At 51.8% G+C, this 15,193-nt stretch carries 20 protein-coding genes; 6 read left to right on the forward strand and 14 right to left on the reverse strand.

Annotation, left to right across the window (positions count from 1 at the left end; translation table 11 throughout):
• Positions 1 to 11 precede the first annotated feature (11 nt).
• The 7 genes from AC4GMC_RS06700 to AC4GMC_RS06730 form a co-directional block, all read right to left on the reverse strand.
• A complete protein-coding gene (locus tag AC4GMC_RS06700; RefSeq protein WP_487875669.1) occupies positions 12 to 971 on the reverse strand; it encodes a DUF3768 domain-containing protein in 960 nt (319 codons plus the stop codon).
• Positions 964 to 1,422 (reverse strand): hypothetical protein, encoded by a 459-nt coding sequence (locus tag AC4GMC_RS06705; protein WP_487875670.1) that lies wholly within the window; start codon positions 1,420 to 1,422, stop codon positions 964 to 966. Before AC4GMC_RS06705 ends, AC4GMC_RS06700 begins: the two co-directional genes overlap by 8 nt.
• 414 nt (positions 1,423 to 1,836) lie before the next feature.
• Positions 1,837 to 2,463, reverse strand: coding sequence for a hypothetical protein (locus tag AC4GMC_RS06710; RefSeq protein WP_487875671.1), 627 nt, complete (start codon positions 2,461 to 2,463; stop codon positions 1,837 to 1,839).
• Between the two features lie 228 nt (positions 2,464 to 2,691).
• A complete protein-coding gene (locus tag AC4GMC_RS06715; RefSeq protein ID WP_487875672.1) occupies positions 2,692 to 3,015 on the reverse strand; it encodes a hypothetical protein in 324 nt (107 codons plus the stop codon).
• Between the two features lie 63 nt (positions 3,016 to 3,078).
• Positions 3,079 to 3,369: a hypothetical protein gene (locus tag AC4GMC_RS06720; RefSeq protein WP_487875673.1), complete on the reverse strand. Its 291-nt coding sequence runs from the start codon at positions 3,367 to 3,369 to the stop codon at positions 3,079 to 3,081.
• The gene (locus AC4GMC_RS06725; protein WP_487875674.1) at positions 3,369 to 4,079 is read right to left on the reverse strand and encodes an AAA family ATPase; all 711 of its coding nucleotides are present in this window, start codon (positions 4,077 to 4,079) and stop codon (positions 3,369 to 3,371) included. The genes AC4GMC_RS06720 and AC4GMC_RS06725 overlap by 1 nt, the downstream gene beginning before the upstream one ends.
• Before the next feature lie 68 nt (positions 4,080 to 4,147).
• On the reverse strand, positions 4,148 to 4,957 hold the full coding sequence (locus AC4GMC_RS06730; RefSeq protein WP_487875675.1) for a hypothetical protein: 810 nt from the start codon (positions 4,955 to 4,957) through the stop codon (positions 4,148 to 4,150).
• 133 nt (positions 4,958 to 5,090) lie between these two features.
• On the opposite strand from AC4GMC_RS06730, the gene AC4GMC_RS06735 reads away from it, so the two are divergent.
• The 5 genes from AC4GMC_RS06735 (at position 5,091) to AC4GMC_RS06755 (ending at position 7,965) form a co-directional block, all read left to right on the forward strand.
• Positions 5,091 to 5,996, forward strand: coding sequence for a hypothetical protein (locus AC4GMC_RS06735; protein ID WP_487875676.1), 906 nt, complete (start codon positions 5,091 to 5,093; stop codon positions 5,994 to 5,996).
• Positions 5,997 to 6,250: 254 nt separating this feature from the next.
• Entirely contained in the window at positions 6,251 to 6,577 is a 327-nt protein-coding gene (locus AC4GMC_RS06740; protein WP_487875677.1) for a DUF6626 family protein, read from the forward strand.
• Positions 6,578 to 6,700: 123 nt separating this feature from the next.
• Complete coding sequence (locus AC4GMC_RS06745) at positions 6,701 to 7,060, forward strand: hypothetical protein (RefSeq protein ID WP_487875678.1); 360 nt, start codon at positions 6,701 to 6,703, stop codon at positions 7,058 to 7,060.
• Positions 7,061 to 7,277: 217 nt separating this feature from the next.
• Positions 7,278 to 7,706: a hypothetical protein gene (locus AC4GMC_RS06750; RefSeq protein ID WP_487875679.1), complete on the forward strand. Its 429-nt coding sequence runs from the start codon at positions 7,278 to 7,280 to the stop codon at positions 7,704 to 7,706.
• Between the two features lie 103 nt (positions 7,707 to 7,809).
• Complete coding sequence (locus AC4GMC_RS06755) at positions 7,810 to 7,965, forward strand: restriction endonuclease (RefSeq protein ID WP_487875680.1); 156 nt, start codon at positions 7,810 to 7,812, stop codon at positions 7,963 to 7,965.
• 34 nt (positions 7,966 to 7,999) lie between these two features.
• Here AC4GMC_RS06755 and AC4GMC_RS06760 read toward each other — a convergent pair whose 3' ends face one another.
• The 7 genes from AC4GMC_RS06760 to AC4GMC_RS06790 form a co-directional block, all read right to left on the reverse strand.
• A complete protein-coding gene (locus AC4GMC_RS06760; RefSeq protein ID WP_487875681.1) occupies positions 8,000 to 8,737 on the reverse strand; it encodes a hypothetical protein in 738 nt (245 codons plus the stop codon).
• Between the two features lie 577 nt (positions 8,738 to 9,314).
• Positions 9,315 to 9,893, reverse strand: a complete 579-nt coding sequence (locus AC4GMC_RS06765) for a hypothetical protein (protein WP_487875682.1) — start codon at positions 9,891 to 9,893, stop codon at positions 9,315 to 9,317.
• Positions 9,894 to 10,187, reverse strand: a complete 294-nt coding sequence (locus tag AC4GMC_RS06770; RefSeq protein WP_487875683.1) for a hypothetical protein — start codon at positions 10,185 to 10,187, stop codon at positions 9,894 to 9,896.
• Between the two features lie 280 nt (positions 10,188 to 10,467).
• Positions 10,468 to 11,958 carry a caspase family protein gene (locus AC4GMC_RS06775; RefSeq protein ID WP_487875684.1) on the reverse strand — a complete coding sequence of 497 codons (1,491 nt, stop codon included), beginning with the start codon at positions 11,956 to 11,958 and terminating at the stop codon, positions 10,468 to 10,470.
• A 16-nt stretch (positions 11,959 to 11,974) separates the two neighbouring features.
• Positions 11,975 to 12,520: an OmpA family protein gene (locus tag AC4GMC_RS06780; RefSeq protein WP_487875685.1), complete on the reverse strand. Its 546-nt coding sequence runs from the start codon at positions 12,518 to 12,520 to the stop codon at positions 11,975 to 11,977.
• Positions 12,521 to 12,553: 33 nt separating this feature from the next.
• A complete protein-coding gene (locus AC4GMC_RS06785) occupies positions 12,554 to 13,618 on the reverse strand; it encodes a DUF4384 domain-containing protein (RefSeq protein WP_487875686.1) in 1,065 nt (354 codons plus the stop codon).
• The gene (locus tag AC4GMC_RS06790) at positions 13,615 to 14,274 is read right to left on the reverse strand and encodes a hypothetical protein (RefSeq protein WP_487875687.1); all 660 of its coding nucleotides are present in this window, start codon (positions 14,272 to 14,274) and stop codon (positions 13,615 to 13,617) included. The genes AC4GMC_RS06785 and AC4GMC_RS06790 overlap by 4 nt, the downstream gene beginning before the upstream one ends.
• Before the next feature lie 167 nt (positions 14,275 to 14,441).
• On the opposite strand from AC4GMC_RS06790, the gene AC4GMC_RS06795 reads away from it, so the two are divergent.
• The gene (locus tag AC4GMC_RS06795) at positions 14,442 to 15,185 is read left to right on the forward strand and encodes a hypothetical protein (RefSeq protein ID WP_487875688.1); all 744 of its coding nucleotides are present in this window, start codon (positions 14,442 to 14,444) and stop codon (positions 15,183 to 15,185) included.
• Positions 15,186 to 15,193 lie beyond the last annotated feature (8 nt).

Consider the following 15,193-nt stretch of genomic DNA (forward strand, 5'->3'; position numbering starts at 1 on the left):
ACTGCCCACGATCAGATGAAATCTGTGCCCACCATCCCGCGAAACACGCACCACGCCATGGGTTCATCGCTGAGCGGACCATAGAAGACTTGATATAGCTCTAGTTCTGTTGCCGCATTCTCGGCTTCGACATTGAGCACATTCAACCAGACATCCCAATTGCCCACAGCATGATCGCCACTTCGGCTGTAACTGCTATGATCCATATTCATCAGGAAAAAGGGCACAAGGGTGTTCAGCAGCTGCGATGGATTGACCAACAGCTCAGAACCTCGTTTGGTAATTTTGAACTGACCTTTGTAGTGCCGCCCCAATTTAAGCTCGATCAGCAGAAAATGCAGCAATTCGAGTGGAGGAAAATCATATTCGTTGAGGACTTTGTTCACACTGAACAACTCGTCATAGCCCATATTTGGCCAGTCAAAATGCTCCGCTGCCCAATGCACAAACACCCGCTTAAACGCTTTGCTGGGCGTAAGCGGGATTGATCCGTGATCCTGTGTGTATTGCAGGGTCAGCAGCGCAGCCCGCAGCAAAGGTGAATGCACCAAAACAGGGCTGTCATTGGATAGTTCGGCAAACTCTATCATGCAGAATAATTGGCACGGCGTTGATGGCTGCGCCAGTTCTAATTCCGCGCAGTATTCCTCTGCCAGCATGATGGTGAGCACTCGAGTGGTTACATTTGTATCGGTTGGATCAGGCGAGTGCATTTGCAGGTCACTGTCCCAGTAATCCATCTTCCAAAAGAACGTGACCCCCTCAAGTTTGATCGCGCCAAAGTCGTGCTCCCCATATGGATCATTGTCGGGCGTGAACTCATCAAAGCCTTCCACCGCGATCATCAACTCAGCAACTGTAATGGGATCACAGGCCAACACGCCGCGTGTGAGCATTATACGGCAGTGGTCTTTGCCCTGCCGCGCACGATCATTCAGTACTGCTATAAGTGCCGTGTTTGCGTCAGACATTGGCAACCGCTTTAGCCGCCCCCGGCTTCAATCGCGGTTGCCGCTCTGCCACCTTGGTTATAGCCGAGTCCAGCTCTCCCGCAGCGGCTGCATTGAGTAGAGCATCCAGAACAGCGGCCACGTCTTCGAGTGTTTTAACCAGCACCGCATTATTGGCGCCATCCGCTGCGATCACACGTGCCCCGTATCGGCACTGCACATACCAACCGCCATCTTGCTCAAAGAACCATGGGCGTATCCTGCGGTGGGTTTTGACAAGCACTCGCTCCTCTATGTCATTGGTCATCCACTTGTGCCGCTCAACGCGGTGATCTTCTTTCTTAAGTGCAGCGGCATGCACCAGCTTTTGCTCTTTGAGCCCCGCAATGAGTTTATCGCGCCGTGCTATAATGGGATCGCGCTTCATACTGCGATCAACTGTCTTGAATGTAAGCTTTGAGAGATGTGTCATCTGCGCTTCTTGCTGTTTGGTTACAGCTAAAGCGTATGTTCACCTGAATGCATGGACTACCGGAAAGATATCCAAATAATTGATTTTATGTAATAGTATTTGACTGCAGGCGATTGCGTATATGTGTGCAGTCTCAATGCTGTCTAATTGCATATGGTTGACTAGAGTATGCACACCGAACCCACGCCCACAAAAAAAGCGTCTAACGGTTTGCTCCGCTGACGCTGTGTTAAGCTGTTATCTCTATGTCTGTTTGATCATCTTCATTTGAGCGTTTGTTAATGTTCTGTGTTTGAACATCTTTGCTTTGTGAAGTTTGTTTGAACAATTACTCGTGAACAAGGATGTGCCAAGACCTGTGTCATTGGCATCTGTGCTGTTCAAACTGCTCAAGTGCTTGCTGCGCGAAGGGGCTTAGCCACGCTCCATCATCTGCAAATCACCGCTTGCCTCATATGCTGCCTGTTGTGTGTTCAATGCCTGTCGTGCCTGCTTTAGCCAGAGTGGGCTGGCTGCCCTTTGAATGCGATGTACCTGCTGCTCGTGTGTAAACTGTATAAAAGTATCGGACGAAGTTTGGTCCCAACACAGTTCATCTAAAATTGTATCACTGCCCATGCGCCAATACTCGTGCGTGACATAGCTCGCTACCGCTGCACGGTCTTGCGCTGGCATGATCCAGTTCTTTGTGAGTGGCGCTGTTTGTGCATGGTGCTGCGCCCACACAGCGTTGAGTAAGCAGCACATGTGTTCTGTGTCATGCAGCTGACTGGGCAGAATAAAGTGGACGTGGAAATTCTCGCAATCACTGCCTTCATGCGCAAAACACCATCGTGGCACACGTATGTTCTGACGCTCAGCAGCTTTGCCGAACATCACGCGGTCTATCTTATTCCAGTAGCTGCGTAAGAGCTTGTTGGCGATCTCACGCCCAATGGTCCTGCCGTTCACAAACTTAAGCGTGCCAAACACGTTCCAGTCTTGCGCCAGAAGGTATGTGTTTAGTTCGCGTCGTTCCTGTTTGCGCTGCTCAAATCCCATTATGGTTCTCTTCGTGTATTTATCTACGAGGCGACAAAAGCTGGCAGAAACAGGGAGAACACTTGGTTCACATAGCTATGGTAGGGTTGAGTCCACACAGAAAGAACAAACACTGTTTTACCGTCTATGTTGCAGACACAGTGTTGGTAGAGTTTTGGGCAAACACAGTTGGGAGCACAAAAAACCGCCAGCACAAATGCTGACGGCGATGTTGCTAAAGTAATGAGCCTAGGCGTCAAAATCTCTGTCACGCTCTGGGTCTGCGAGGCCTGCAAGTTCACAAAGGTATTTGCGTTGTTGATCAGGCTCCAAACGCGACCATTGCCAGCGAAACGCAGAATATTCTTGGTCCGACATTTGCGCTAATGCAGTACTTTCGATGGCCTGTTTCAATTCTGCTTCAGCAAGTTCATGCAGCATGGGAAATGGACTAAAGCCTTCGTACCAATCTTGCAGCTGATCGATCTGTTCTTGCCGTTCCAGCGCTTTCATAACACGTTCAGTTACAAGTTGATCAACGTTAAACAGGCGTAACATGGTATCTGTATACATGGTTTTCTCCTTATGATTTGAATGTGGGATGGTGCCGCTGCGTTAAGGCAGCGACACTTTTGCTCAGCAGCGTTGAGACAACCTAAGAACAAGGCGCATTTGGTGCTCTGGCTTAAGGCTTTGCCAAACTGCTTTGAAACGGTCGGACTTCGCTTCAGATAGATATTCGTCAGACTTGTGGACGATCAGCTCTGATAAAACTTCCTGTGGCGGCGCTATGCTGCTTACGTCTAGATCAAAGACTGAAGCGCAGTCTTCTAACATCTCCCAACAGTAGAATTGCCTCAACACATGCAAGACTTCGTCGTCCATCAATTGCTGAATGTAACCAATTTCAATTTCTAATGTGTCCATTACTGCTCTCCTGCATTGCTAATGATTTGCGGCGAGGATTGCACAGGTGCTGATTGCCGTGTTGTGAGCTGCGTCATCATGCGCTTAAGACGTAGCACGTAGTCCTCCATCCAATCGTCAAGTGTGCGGCCACTGCCATCAAAACCTTGCAACAACCCCGCAGCTTGCGTTGGTGTAACTGGAATGCCTTCACGGCCCAGCACCGCAACCACACGCGGCACCCATTGCTGAACACTTGGATATTCCACAAACAGCGGCCGAAACCGATCTTTGAGCGGCCCATCAACCAACTGCAGATTGTTGGTCGTCGCGATCACCATGCCCATTTCATATTGATCAAGAAATGCTCGCAGCTTGTGCTGCATAGGCAGTGTAAATTGATCAATCTCGTCAAATACTGAACAACCAGTGTTTGCGCCTAAAGAAAGCTGCCAATTCCATTGCATCATTACAGGCTCGAAAGTGTCATGAGTTGCTTGGTAAGCCTTGGCATTCCAAATATCGTTCAATCCAGTTTGACCCAAGATTGCCATGCGCGCGTTGAGGACAAGCTGTGCAGATACTGACTTACCCGTACCTTTGGGCCCGTGCAGCAAGAGGTGTTTGTCGCGCTGATTATGTGCGTAGTCATTCAGTGTTTGCTCAACACTTGGATCGGCATAAACCACATCTGCAAGCGTGTGAGGGCGATGTTTTTTATCGAACTTCATCGTCGTTCCTTTCATAATTTGGGAGGGATGCGCAGGCAGCGCAATTGCTGCCTGCTTGCTGTCAGTGGTTAAGCGGGAGCCATTTCTGAGATGCTTGCAGAGACATGCGCTTGCGGCTGAAAGCCTGTGTTAAGCAGCTCTTGCGTCAGACGTTCAGCATTCTCAGCCCGCTGTTCCGCGTCATGCTTTGCAACATTCTGCTCTGCAGTCTGTGCAGCACGATCTTTGAGTGCCTTGCCTGCAATTGTGAGCACAGTATTTACGGCTGTGGCGTTGTTTGTGCCGAACACAATTGATCCTGTGCCGTCCTCGTTCTTGCGCACAAGTGCCAAGCTGTATCGGGCCCCATCTACAGGCTGCAGGCTATCAGACATGATCACGTCACTGATCGCGGTCTCGCCTACGAGTGCTGCGTCAGCATAGTCACGAGCCCGTTTGGCTTTCTGGGCATCTGTCTCGCCCTCCGCATTTTGGCGTCGAAGTTCATCAATACCGTGATTGTCTACGATGAATTGAGGCAGCTGTTCGCCCGTTATGCCTGCGTCCGTAGCGATCGTAAGCACTCGGGCATATGTATAAGCACGATTGGCAATTTTTGTTTCTCGGCCTTTGCCCACGAATACGAGACGTACAATCTTCAGCGCCAAGCTTGTGCTGCTGTTGTGCTGAATGCTGTATGTATCCAAGAGGTCTGTAACCGCCTTGCTTAGTCCAACGTTGCTATGAATTTTGAGGAACAGCTCCAGCGTGTTGCCCAGCAATGTGTAGAGTTCGGCATTACTTGCAGCGTAAGTGCCTTCTTCCCATTTTTGACGCTGAGCGATCAGCTCGTCGACGATGTTGCTGAGTTTGAACTTGTTTTGAGTAGCATTGGTCATGTGAATATCTCCTGTGTTGACCGCGACTGGCATGATTGCCGTGTCGATGATTTAGTTTTACCACCACTCAACTCATTGCGATATTTACTAAACACAATTGACAGTTAGCGGATAATGTTATTCCAATTTAAGCATGCAAGATGAACGCAAACACTATGACAGCCCCCGCTCCACAGATTTCCGCAAGGATGGCGTATGGGCTGCAAACCTCGGCTTTTATCTTTTGTGGATGGAATACTTGGCGATCAGCCCAAGTTACGAGCTGGCGCGGCGGTTTCGTGCGGACGATTTGAGTGAAGAAGAGCTGCACACACTGCCTACTGACTTTGAGGACGTGCTGGCAGTTTATGACGACTTAGGAGACGTACAGCGCGTTCGCTTCTTGGACTGGTGGAGCGAGCGAGCATTATCTGTGTTTGGGTACAAAGGCTCCAAGCCGCGTGTGCGCAAAATTGATACTCTGCGCAGTGACAGACACCGTAAAGCTGCATCCCGCATACAAGAGTTCATTGAAGACGATTGGACAGAGCAAGGTCAGCCCAATTCTATGGTGGTCAATATCCCGCTAGGACTAAGCAAGGCACAGATCACACGGCAGTTGGGCAAACTTATAGATAAATCCCAGCAAGAACGGCGCATCTTGCCTGAACCAGTTGCCAAATATCCTTTGCTGGGCACACGGCAGCGCAAAGACACGCTGTTTAGGTATCTGTATGTGGTGTGGGTCCGCAGTGCCATGCCGCGTCAAGCCCTGTGGCGTGTTGGAGCACGGGCAAAGGTCAGCGATACCTACAGCCGAGAGCTGGACCCCAAAGTGCGGATACCACGTGGTGAACTGACATATGATCGCTCAGTTTTATCCGCCTTAACAAGCCGTGCTTGGAGCAGAGGTATTGCCCTCGCAGAGAATGCTGCACGGGGACGCTTTCCAAGTTATGACAAAGTAGAGCATGGGCTGGAGCCAAACTTACATGACAGCTGGACGCTGATCTCAAGTCGTCGCCGCTGGAAGAAAAAGCTTGGGCGCAGCGAGCGCTAGCAGCTAGATTGCGACGCAGTACGCAAACAGTGTGTTGGAACCACTGTGTTGCAGGTTTGTGGTTGCAACATAGTGGTTGTCCCACAGCTCCCTAAGAAATTCCCCCAACACAGTCTTGCACCAAAGTATCGCAAGAAGTTGCTGCAACACAGCTTTTGGCTTGTGTGTGGTATTGCAATATCCGCCCTCGTGTTTGCTCCAACACCACTGTGTTTTGATAAATACTTGCGAGACCAAAGCACTGGGAGAATTAAATGAGCATTAGACTATTAGAACACATGCGGGACGAATTGATCCAAACAGGCATCGTGCAGAACACACCAGAGTTTTGTCGCAGCTGGCTGGGACGCAGTGAGGGTTATATCCGAGTGCTGCGCTATCACAACACAGAGCCAAGCGTTGAAACACTGAGCATTTGTTCAAACAAACTTGGGTATTACGGGGCAAGACTGGCAGACAGTGAGCAGCAACAACATCAAATCTGGGCTAACCGCTTATCAGACCTGAAGACGCTGTGTGACAGTGCAATTGCAAGGCAGGCGGAGGCCGTGTGGCGTGCGCCAGAGCGGATGGCAGTATGAGCATTCGTCCGCAATGGGTTCTGCAGCCCCAAAAATCTGCGCTGCGGTATTTTTGCGGGAAGTACTTACAGATGTTCGGTGGTGATTTTGCATCACCCCGTTTTGCAGAAGTGGGTGTTGCGTATGGATGATCGTGACGAACTCCGCCGACTGATAGATGTGATTGAGAAGGCATCCAACAGCGTCCAGATAGATCAAGCCATTGAAGACATTAAAACTTTTTCAAATACTGCCAGCTTCTTAGCTAACAAGTTAGATACACGGCTCAAGGGTGGCGAGGTACAGACAAAGAGCAAACCAAAGTCGCGTATGGGCAAAGCCATTGCACCACCACCCATTCCCAAGCCCAATGTGCAGCCGCCACAGGCTACTGCAGACTCTACGGCGAGTGGCATGCCTCCCTCTGCATCCAGTGCAACATCTCAGGCAGACTACGACAGGCTCAAGCCACAGGGCAGCCAAGGTCCAATTTCATCATCGTAAACAGCTGGCGTCACACACTGCTTACACGCGCTGTGTTGGTGCCAACCTGTAGGTGCTTGCGGCTCGTGTAGCTATCAGCGTGGGTTGGGGCTGTACGCCGTGTTTTATGTCAGAAGCATACGATTTTCTGGAACATGATACCTGTAGATTTCTATTGCTCAAAAGGCTGGCAGGCATAGCTCAAATGGCCTAATCTCAACTAGTTGGAGGTGCTTACATGAGCGAAATTTCAAGAGAAAATTTTGAAGCAAGACTCGCCAACGCCCCTCTAGCGGCACGCGGGTTCTTTGAAAGTGTGATTGAACACTTCGATAGGCGCAACTCAGTTAAGGTGCATTTTACTGATACCAATGGTGGAGATCTGCGTTTGGCCATACCTGGGAAGGTCTTGGGGCAAAGACGCTTGAGCAACTTTGCAACCATGTACTGGCAAACCTCTAAGCACGTTGTATTCGCTCGTACGTTTCTTTCACCTGACGAGCTGGGCCTCTTTGGCGTCTTGGACAGCACTGAAACTGCGAGCAGCGAACCACTCAACAGTGAAGTTCGGATGGGTTCAGAGGCTTGGCGCTATGGTGCACTTACATTCATTCGCGCCCTTGAGGCCGCACATTTTGCTTTTCTGAGTAAACATGAAAATAATTGATAATTCGACTACAATACTTGGCGACTACAATACTGACTGGGCTATTTCGTTTAAAGAGGGCTCAGTGCGTCACATCTACTTAGTTGCTTAAACTAAGGGCAGCATGTCCTCCATGAAACTGCGGCCTGATGAGCAGATCAAAATCGAATGCGCTCGCAAGTTTTTCGCAGAGATCAGCCGCGACGACCTACCCAATAACGTGCGGTACGATGTGGTTTATAGCTATGCAAAGCTGATGAATGTGGTGGCGAGGCAGTGATGGAACTGAACCGCGACCTTAGTGGTTTTCTTGATCAGCCCTCATCATAGTTTCGAACGCCATAGTAGGACACTTTGTAATCATCCATGGCAAGGTGCGAACTGTCAGGCTCTATGTACGGAAACATGCGGCCCTTTGCTACGCACATTATTTTGACATCCCAGTCTGAATAGGCGTCACGGGCATCAAAGTTTTCACTGAAATTCTCTTCAAGATGGTCCGCGCATGTTATGCCAAAGTTCTCCTCTAACACGCACTCAGCTAGCGCAAATGCCAATTCCAATGGCTTCTCCGATTTGCACATTTCGATAAACTTCATGGCTGTAGGCTGGCTATCTCTATCGTATTCGTTTAGCCAACTTTGCTCTGCATCCGAAAGCCAATATTCGTCAAACTGGATTTCCTGCCAGTTTTTGGGCTGTTCCTCGTTCGCTTCGGGGTAAATCTCTCGTACGATTGATTGGCCATCAACCTTATTGATAAGGTAGTAGATGAACTCAGCGCTGGCTTTATCTATTTGCCAAGCAACAAACTCCAAAGGTGAAACGACGTTTTTTTGTTCGCTGTCCGATAAGCTGAAAAAAACCTCATCAGATTCAGGCACAAATATTTCTCCCAGAAAACTCGTACGGAATAAGTCCTGCCAATCTTCAAGTTCGTTCCCATTGGGATCATTTGTCGGTAGGGGACTGTCAAACAGCTCGGCTACTGTTGACACGTTCCAGAAGCGCCCGCCCTGGCGTTGGATTTCATTCATTGTATCTAAGTTCATGGCGGTGCTCCACTGTCGGGGAATTGGCTACATATGTTTTGCACCGTGATTTTAGCTTGGCCTGAGTGGAGGTAAAGAACAGTTTAGAGTTTAGTAAACATGCTTGCTTACTATTCTGTCTCGCACACTGTTGCTAACACAGTGTTCAACACAGCGTTTCCGCCCTGCCTTTAAAATTACAGCAAAAACACACTTATACGCACACTAAAAATATCACTGCACAAGCTATTGATTTCAAATGTATAATTTACACCAGATCCATTGAAAATCCTCGTGTCGGTGGTTCGAATCCGCCCCTGGGCACCATTTTACTTCAGTTAATATTTTGTTATGGCTCGGTTTTTTCTTAGGCGTTGCCGATTTCGACTAAGGATGCCCTGTCAGTATACGAAATCCTGTGACCTGAAGGGTTTTGTGACAGATTTCCCCGCCCGGATGCACGCTGGCTTAGGACGCATCACGGGGTTGCTGAGTGCAAGGCGATGAGGCTGTCTGATAGTCCCGATCGACACGAAGAGCGTTTGGTCACGTAACGTTACGTGCCACTAGGATCACCTGCTTGGGGAGCGTCGCATACTTAGGCGTCGTCTACTTTGGCGAGCAAGCGGGCAAATCTGAACGCGTAGATCAAGATAAAGAAACAGACAAAAAATCCGGCCATGTCACCGATCACGTACCCCAGCGCAATGAACAGATCCAATTCATTTTGATGCAGCAAAGTCATACCCGCACTGTTGAAGATCGATCCACACAGAGCCACGAGCCCGAAGTCTCGCCACTTTGGCAGTTGAGCACCCGAAAACCGTTCTGGAAGCGCAAATTTGACCAGTTGAAAGCCCACGTAGCAAGCTATGATATTGAATAAAGGTGACCAAGGATCGAGCGGAATTCCGGCTTGGGAGCTCAATATCTTCATGAGATATGCCGACGGTATGAGATAAAGCACACCACGCCATCCGAAAAAGTAAACGACCAAGACCCTGACGCCATGCGGTAGGAACAGTAGGCTTAACTCAGTGATCACGTTGCTAAACAACATCTGTTGGAGAGGCGCCACAAAGCCGAGCGTAAGCGAATACGCCGTGATGTAAAAAACGCTCACGATCACGAAGTTTTGCAAGTGCTCTTTTATGCTGAAGCCAACCGGGTTGAGCACTTACACTCCTTCGTCCACGAGGGTGTATAGGCCGCGTTTTTCGCCGCCTTTCGTTATTCGGCCCAAATTCTCAAGATTTTTCAAAGCTCGAAAAAGGGAGGGCCGTGAGTAGACCTCATTCAAAGGGTGCGCGAGGATTTCCTTCGTGCTCGCCAGCGGAGCGCCCTCTGTCAGGTCAACGATCGCACTCAGAACAGACTTTTCGATCACTCCGATATCCCGGATACCAACGTCTGCTTCCATATCGGCAAGCATCATTTGCAGTTTGGCGATATTTTGAAGAAGGTTGCTCATACGTGACGTGGTCTTTGGCTGCGGTTTTGCGATTTTCGTGATGTCGCCTAGCATGCGGATGCAAGCACTTGCAAAATATATTTTGAAGTATTGCTTTGAGGCTTAGTCTTGATCTGACCAATTCTGAAGACCGTCTGACACGTAGCATTAACCGGGCTATCCCTGCGGTAGCCCAGCACATTGTGTGTAAACTACAGCATCGGCAGTCAGGCCTTGCGCGGCTACTTAATCGAAAAAGACCGCGCTATGCAAAACGGTGATGCGTGCCACCAACGCACAATTAGCGCGAAAGTATCGCCCCGATCGCAACGCCCAAAAGAGCACCGCCCAGCGCATTGTTGCTATTGTTGTTATTCTGCTGACGCGATCCACCGCTAGAGGACTTGGCGACGGGGGCCGTATAGGGGGCATAGCGGCCTTCGGTTTGAGAAACCAAAAGCTCAAGATGCGCGAGGCTTAGGAACCCCGTGGATTGGAGACCATTGATCGCCTGCCAGCTTGCAATACCTTGCCGTGTTTTGCGCCCCCATAGGCCATCCACGGTGCCCACGTTATTGCCCGTCGCGTTCAAGCGCGCTTGGATATTGCCTTTTCCCGTACGGTCCAACCCCAGAGCGGCTTCGGTGCTAGCGTTCGTGATCTGGCTGCGAAGCGTGTTGGTGATCGGAAGCTGGAGGGGGCCAACTTCATTGATCGATGCGCTGCGCGTGTTGGCTGCCTGTCCAGACAATGGGGTTCGTGCTGAGGCGACTTGCGTGCCCCCCTGCTCGCTTTGCAGGCGACGGATCATGCGGCGCGCATTGTTGGCGTACAGTCCGCTCGGAAAGCTCTCAAGGTAAGCTTTGTAGTCTTCGACGTCCCCAGTTTCCCGCGCCAGTTCAAAGAGCATCTGTTGCTCTTGAAGCATCCCGCCAGATGGCTGCGCCGCCCCCGGTGAGGCCAGAGCCACCTGATCGGTTGAGGGCGCATTTTGGGGCACAACCCGGTTCACCTTGTTCAGAACAACCGGCCCCGTGAGTGACACATTGATCCAAGGGCGTTGTGCTCGACCCGTATTCTCATAGACGTCACCGGTAACGCGGCTAAAGACCTCTGCGATGTCAGTATTCTCCGCATCTAGGTGCCGAAGAAGCGCCGTTGTAAACGGGGAGTTCATGCCATCACCGTCCAGTGCAACCTGCCCCGGACTGGTGGCAAATGCGATTGCCATGCCCTTGCCGCTATCTTGCGCAGACATTTCGGCCAACCCGCTCGACACTGCGACTGACCGGGTCGCGCCCATGGACCGCGAAAGCGTTTGAGACAACGGATTGTCCCGGCAAGCATCAAGAAACACGAGGTTCACCGCGTTCGAGAGCGACATTTGGCGCGTAACGAAATCGACCGACACAGCCTCAAAATCCAGCGCGGTTTCATCCTCGAACACTGCATCCACTGGCACGAGATAGTTGGTGCCATTCACTGACATGCCGTGACCGGCATAAAAGAACAGGTTCACGTCGCTGTCGCGAGAGGCGCGCGCAAAATCGCGCAACAGACGCTCCATCCCGATCTTGTCCAAATCAAAACCGACATAGGTTTCAAAGCCCAGCGCTTCTAGCTTGTTGGCCATCGCGTCGGCGTCATTGACGGGATTGGCAAGTGGTGTGGAGTGCATGTAGGCCCCGTTACCCACCACAAGGGCCAAGCGACGCTCCGCTAGGGCGGCACCTGCGGTGAAGACAGTCGCGGCAGAGACTACAAAGGCTGTCATAAGTACAAAAAAACGCATGTCGGTACCCCTTACATCAGGACAAAGGTTGCACATTGATGATCTCAACCCGGCGGTTCAGCGGGTTGAGCAAATTGGTCGGATCCATGGGGCGGCTGACGCCATAGCCTGTCGGCACAAGCATCATGCGCGGCACCTCATAGAAGTTGACCAAATGGTCGATCACGGCCTGCGCGCGCCGCTCTGACAATTGTTGGTTATAGGTCGGATCGCCACGACCATCTGTGTGCCCCGCGACCTGAAAAGACATGTTGGCCATTTGCGTGTCCAACAGCGCCTTGGCCAAGGATCGCAGGGCCAGCATCCCGTCAGCCGTTAGCTTAACGGAGTCTAACTCAAAGTTGATGGTCATGCTGACTTTGGGCAGGTCAACCTCCATCGGGAGTTGGCCTTGAATATTGATCCCGCGTTTGACAGCCCCGTTCATGGACCGCACCACAGGCCCTGTGTTTTGGGGCAAAAGCTGCTGAATGATTTTTTGGCTGTCCAAAAACTCCTGCGCCTGCGCGGCAGGGGCTGCAAAAGCGACGCACGCCGCCGCAACTAGTCCGAGTGTCCTCATGGGTGCCTCCAAAACGGGATCGCCGTCGCGACCTCAGGGTACAACTGTAATGTGCAAAACCTCTGCCGAAATTTCGCGGGTACCGCGCCCGGAATGCTCTTGCTCCATCCCGCGGCGCAGTAGGTTGAGAAAGCCACTTTGGTCCAACGGCGTCCCATCAGAGCGAAGTGCGTATTGGCCCTGTGGGCCGATTTCCAAGGTATCGAGGCTGTCTATTGGACTGCGTGAAGCCACCACGATGATCGCCTCTGAGCCTGCTGGCGCGGACGCCGTGTAGGTTTGCCGCCCCTCCAGCCCGTCACCAAATCGAAGGACCGAATTGGGGCGATATTGCTCACGCAGAAGGCGAGTTTTGGGCGTCAGGTTCACCACACTGCCGTCGGCCTGAAGGTACACGACATAGACATAGGCAAAAAAGTCCGGTGTCTTGACCTCAAACGCGAGGCTCTCGGAAAACGCCACCCGAGTTTCATCGGACAAGAGCCGCAAATCGGGCCGGGCGTTTGACGTCATTGGCAATTCCAGCGCCTCAAGGGCGGCGCAGGCAGGGAATGGACGCTCCACTACAGTGGCGACAGTTTGCGCCCCATAAAGCGCGGCTAATTGCGCGTAATCCTCTGTCCCGCTGACATGCCCTTCTAGCCGCAATTGCCCGTTTGGTGCGACAACCCAGTGCAGTGTCGCACAGTCCAATCCCGCTTGATGTCGCGTGCGCGGACGCATTTCCTCGATGCATGTACTGATGACATCCGGCCGAGCAGGCAACGTTTCGACGATCAACTCTTGGAACGCATCTTTGCAAAAGCCGTTCGTCGTCAGAACCAATGGATGTCGTGCAATTTGCGCTGCCAAAGGGGATGGCCCATCCGCAAAATTGGGCGCGCTCCGGCTGGAGGATCGCAGCAGCGTTTCCTCTAACTCAGACAGGCGCCGCTCTGCGTCATAGATGTCATCGCGCAGAGCCGCGACAGCACCGAACCCTTGGTTCACCAAATCACCGATGGCCTGCACGGCCTCGCCCTGTTGTGCATCACCCGGACCCGACGCTAGAAACGCGGCGGCTGCGACAGCGACACAATGGGCCCGCCAGCGTCTCACTGGCACCACTCCTGCGCGGCCCGAACGCCAAGCGACATCCTTTGCACCGATTGCATCAAATCCCGCGCCCTATAGTAGCGCGCGTCTATGTCAAAGGGGCTGCCGTCGGCCTCAGCCGCAGTTTCATCAGGCCAACAACTTTCGAGGTGTAGGATTAGTACCGCCATATCAGCGCGCGATACGCGCCCCACCTCCGCGGCCGCGGAGGTCGCCATTTCAGTTAAAACAGGCGGGCAGTTCTCCTGTGTGAAGTTCACTTTGAGAAGTTCGAACGAGCTCAGGAACGTTTGCCCACGCGTAAGCGCGTCTGATGCTGTTTCAAAATAGGCATCTAGTTCTGCGCCAGATCGTTGATCGCTTAGGTTGTCAGCGAAACACAAAAGGTTGGCCCGCGTACGGGGCAAAGGACCGCCGCCCCCATCGTCGCGCATCGCAACAGTGACCGACGCCTCGCTTTCGCCAGTGATCTCTCGACCTGCTTTCAGAAAAGACAGTTGAAGGTCCGCGTCACTGATAATTTGATCAAGCGGCTCAAGGCTAATCGCGTCGATCATCTGCTCAACACCAGTGTCGGCCAAGCCCGGCGAGACACTCAAAAAGACCCCGGCCAAAACACCGCGTAAACCACCGACAAACCGTTGTGCAGCATGGGTCATTTGAAGCACTGCAAATCTACTATTGAAAGAACATGATACTCTAACGATAGTGTCGTTATTATCTTTCAGCAACATTCATATCAAAATTGAAAACATTTGTATTCAAATTGGCAATATTTTCGAGCGTGATTGTTATTAACAATCAAAGCGCCGCCCAGGCCAATGATGTGCCTGGCTTGCTGGAAGCATTGGGAACACAGCCCACCCCTGGTTGTAACCAAGTGATTGAAATAGAACGCGGAAAGTTTCGAAACTGCCGACTGCGGTGGTTGACCCAAGAAATCGATATTTATGCTGCCGCCGTAGAGAGTTTGCGCGCAGAGCGAACCGAGAGGGAGAGAAACCAAGTCTGGGATTGGTTGGCGATCCAGCCGATTCAGGATTGCACCACCGTCCCAGAGATCGAAATCGCTAAATTCCCGCTTTGCACTGGGGATACGAGCGGCGGGACTAACCTCTTGGCCAGTCACGAGAACGGCTTGGCACAATTGCGGGCATCCCGGGACCAATTGGCGAGTGATTTACAAAACCTTCGCGAACGGATGGCGCGTATCCGTGATCGCACCAAGGACATTCCGCGGGGACCAAACGACCCCTCACCGGAGGCGCTAGAGCCGCTTTTGGTCCGGCTTCAGGATTTGGACGCGCAGGTTCGGTTGCTCGAAATGATGAGCGCGGCCCAGATCGCATCTGAGCACGAACAAAAGGTGGTGTCATTGCACATGACATCCGCCACAACCGAGGCCCAGCTATTGGATGCAGCTTCGGGCACCGCGACGGTCTTGGCCTCTATCGAGGTGGGGGACCGGTTTGTGCGGATCGAAACAAACGACACTCAATCAGAATTCATACCCATTGTGCACGCCACGTCCGGTTTCGGCTACGTGGCCCGCGCGGAGCTGGGGCAATAAGGAAAGGG

The organism is Thalassobacter sp. (assembly GCF_982993085.1).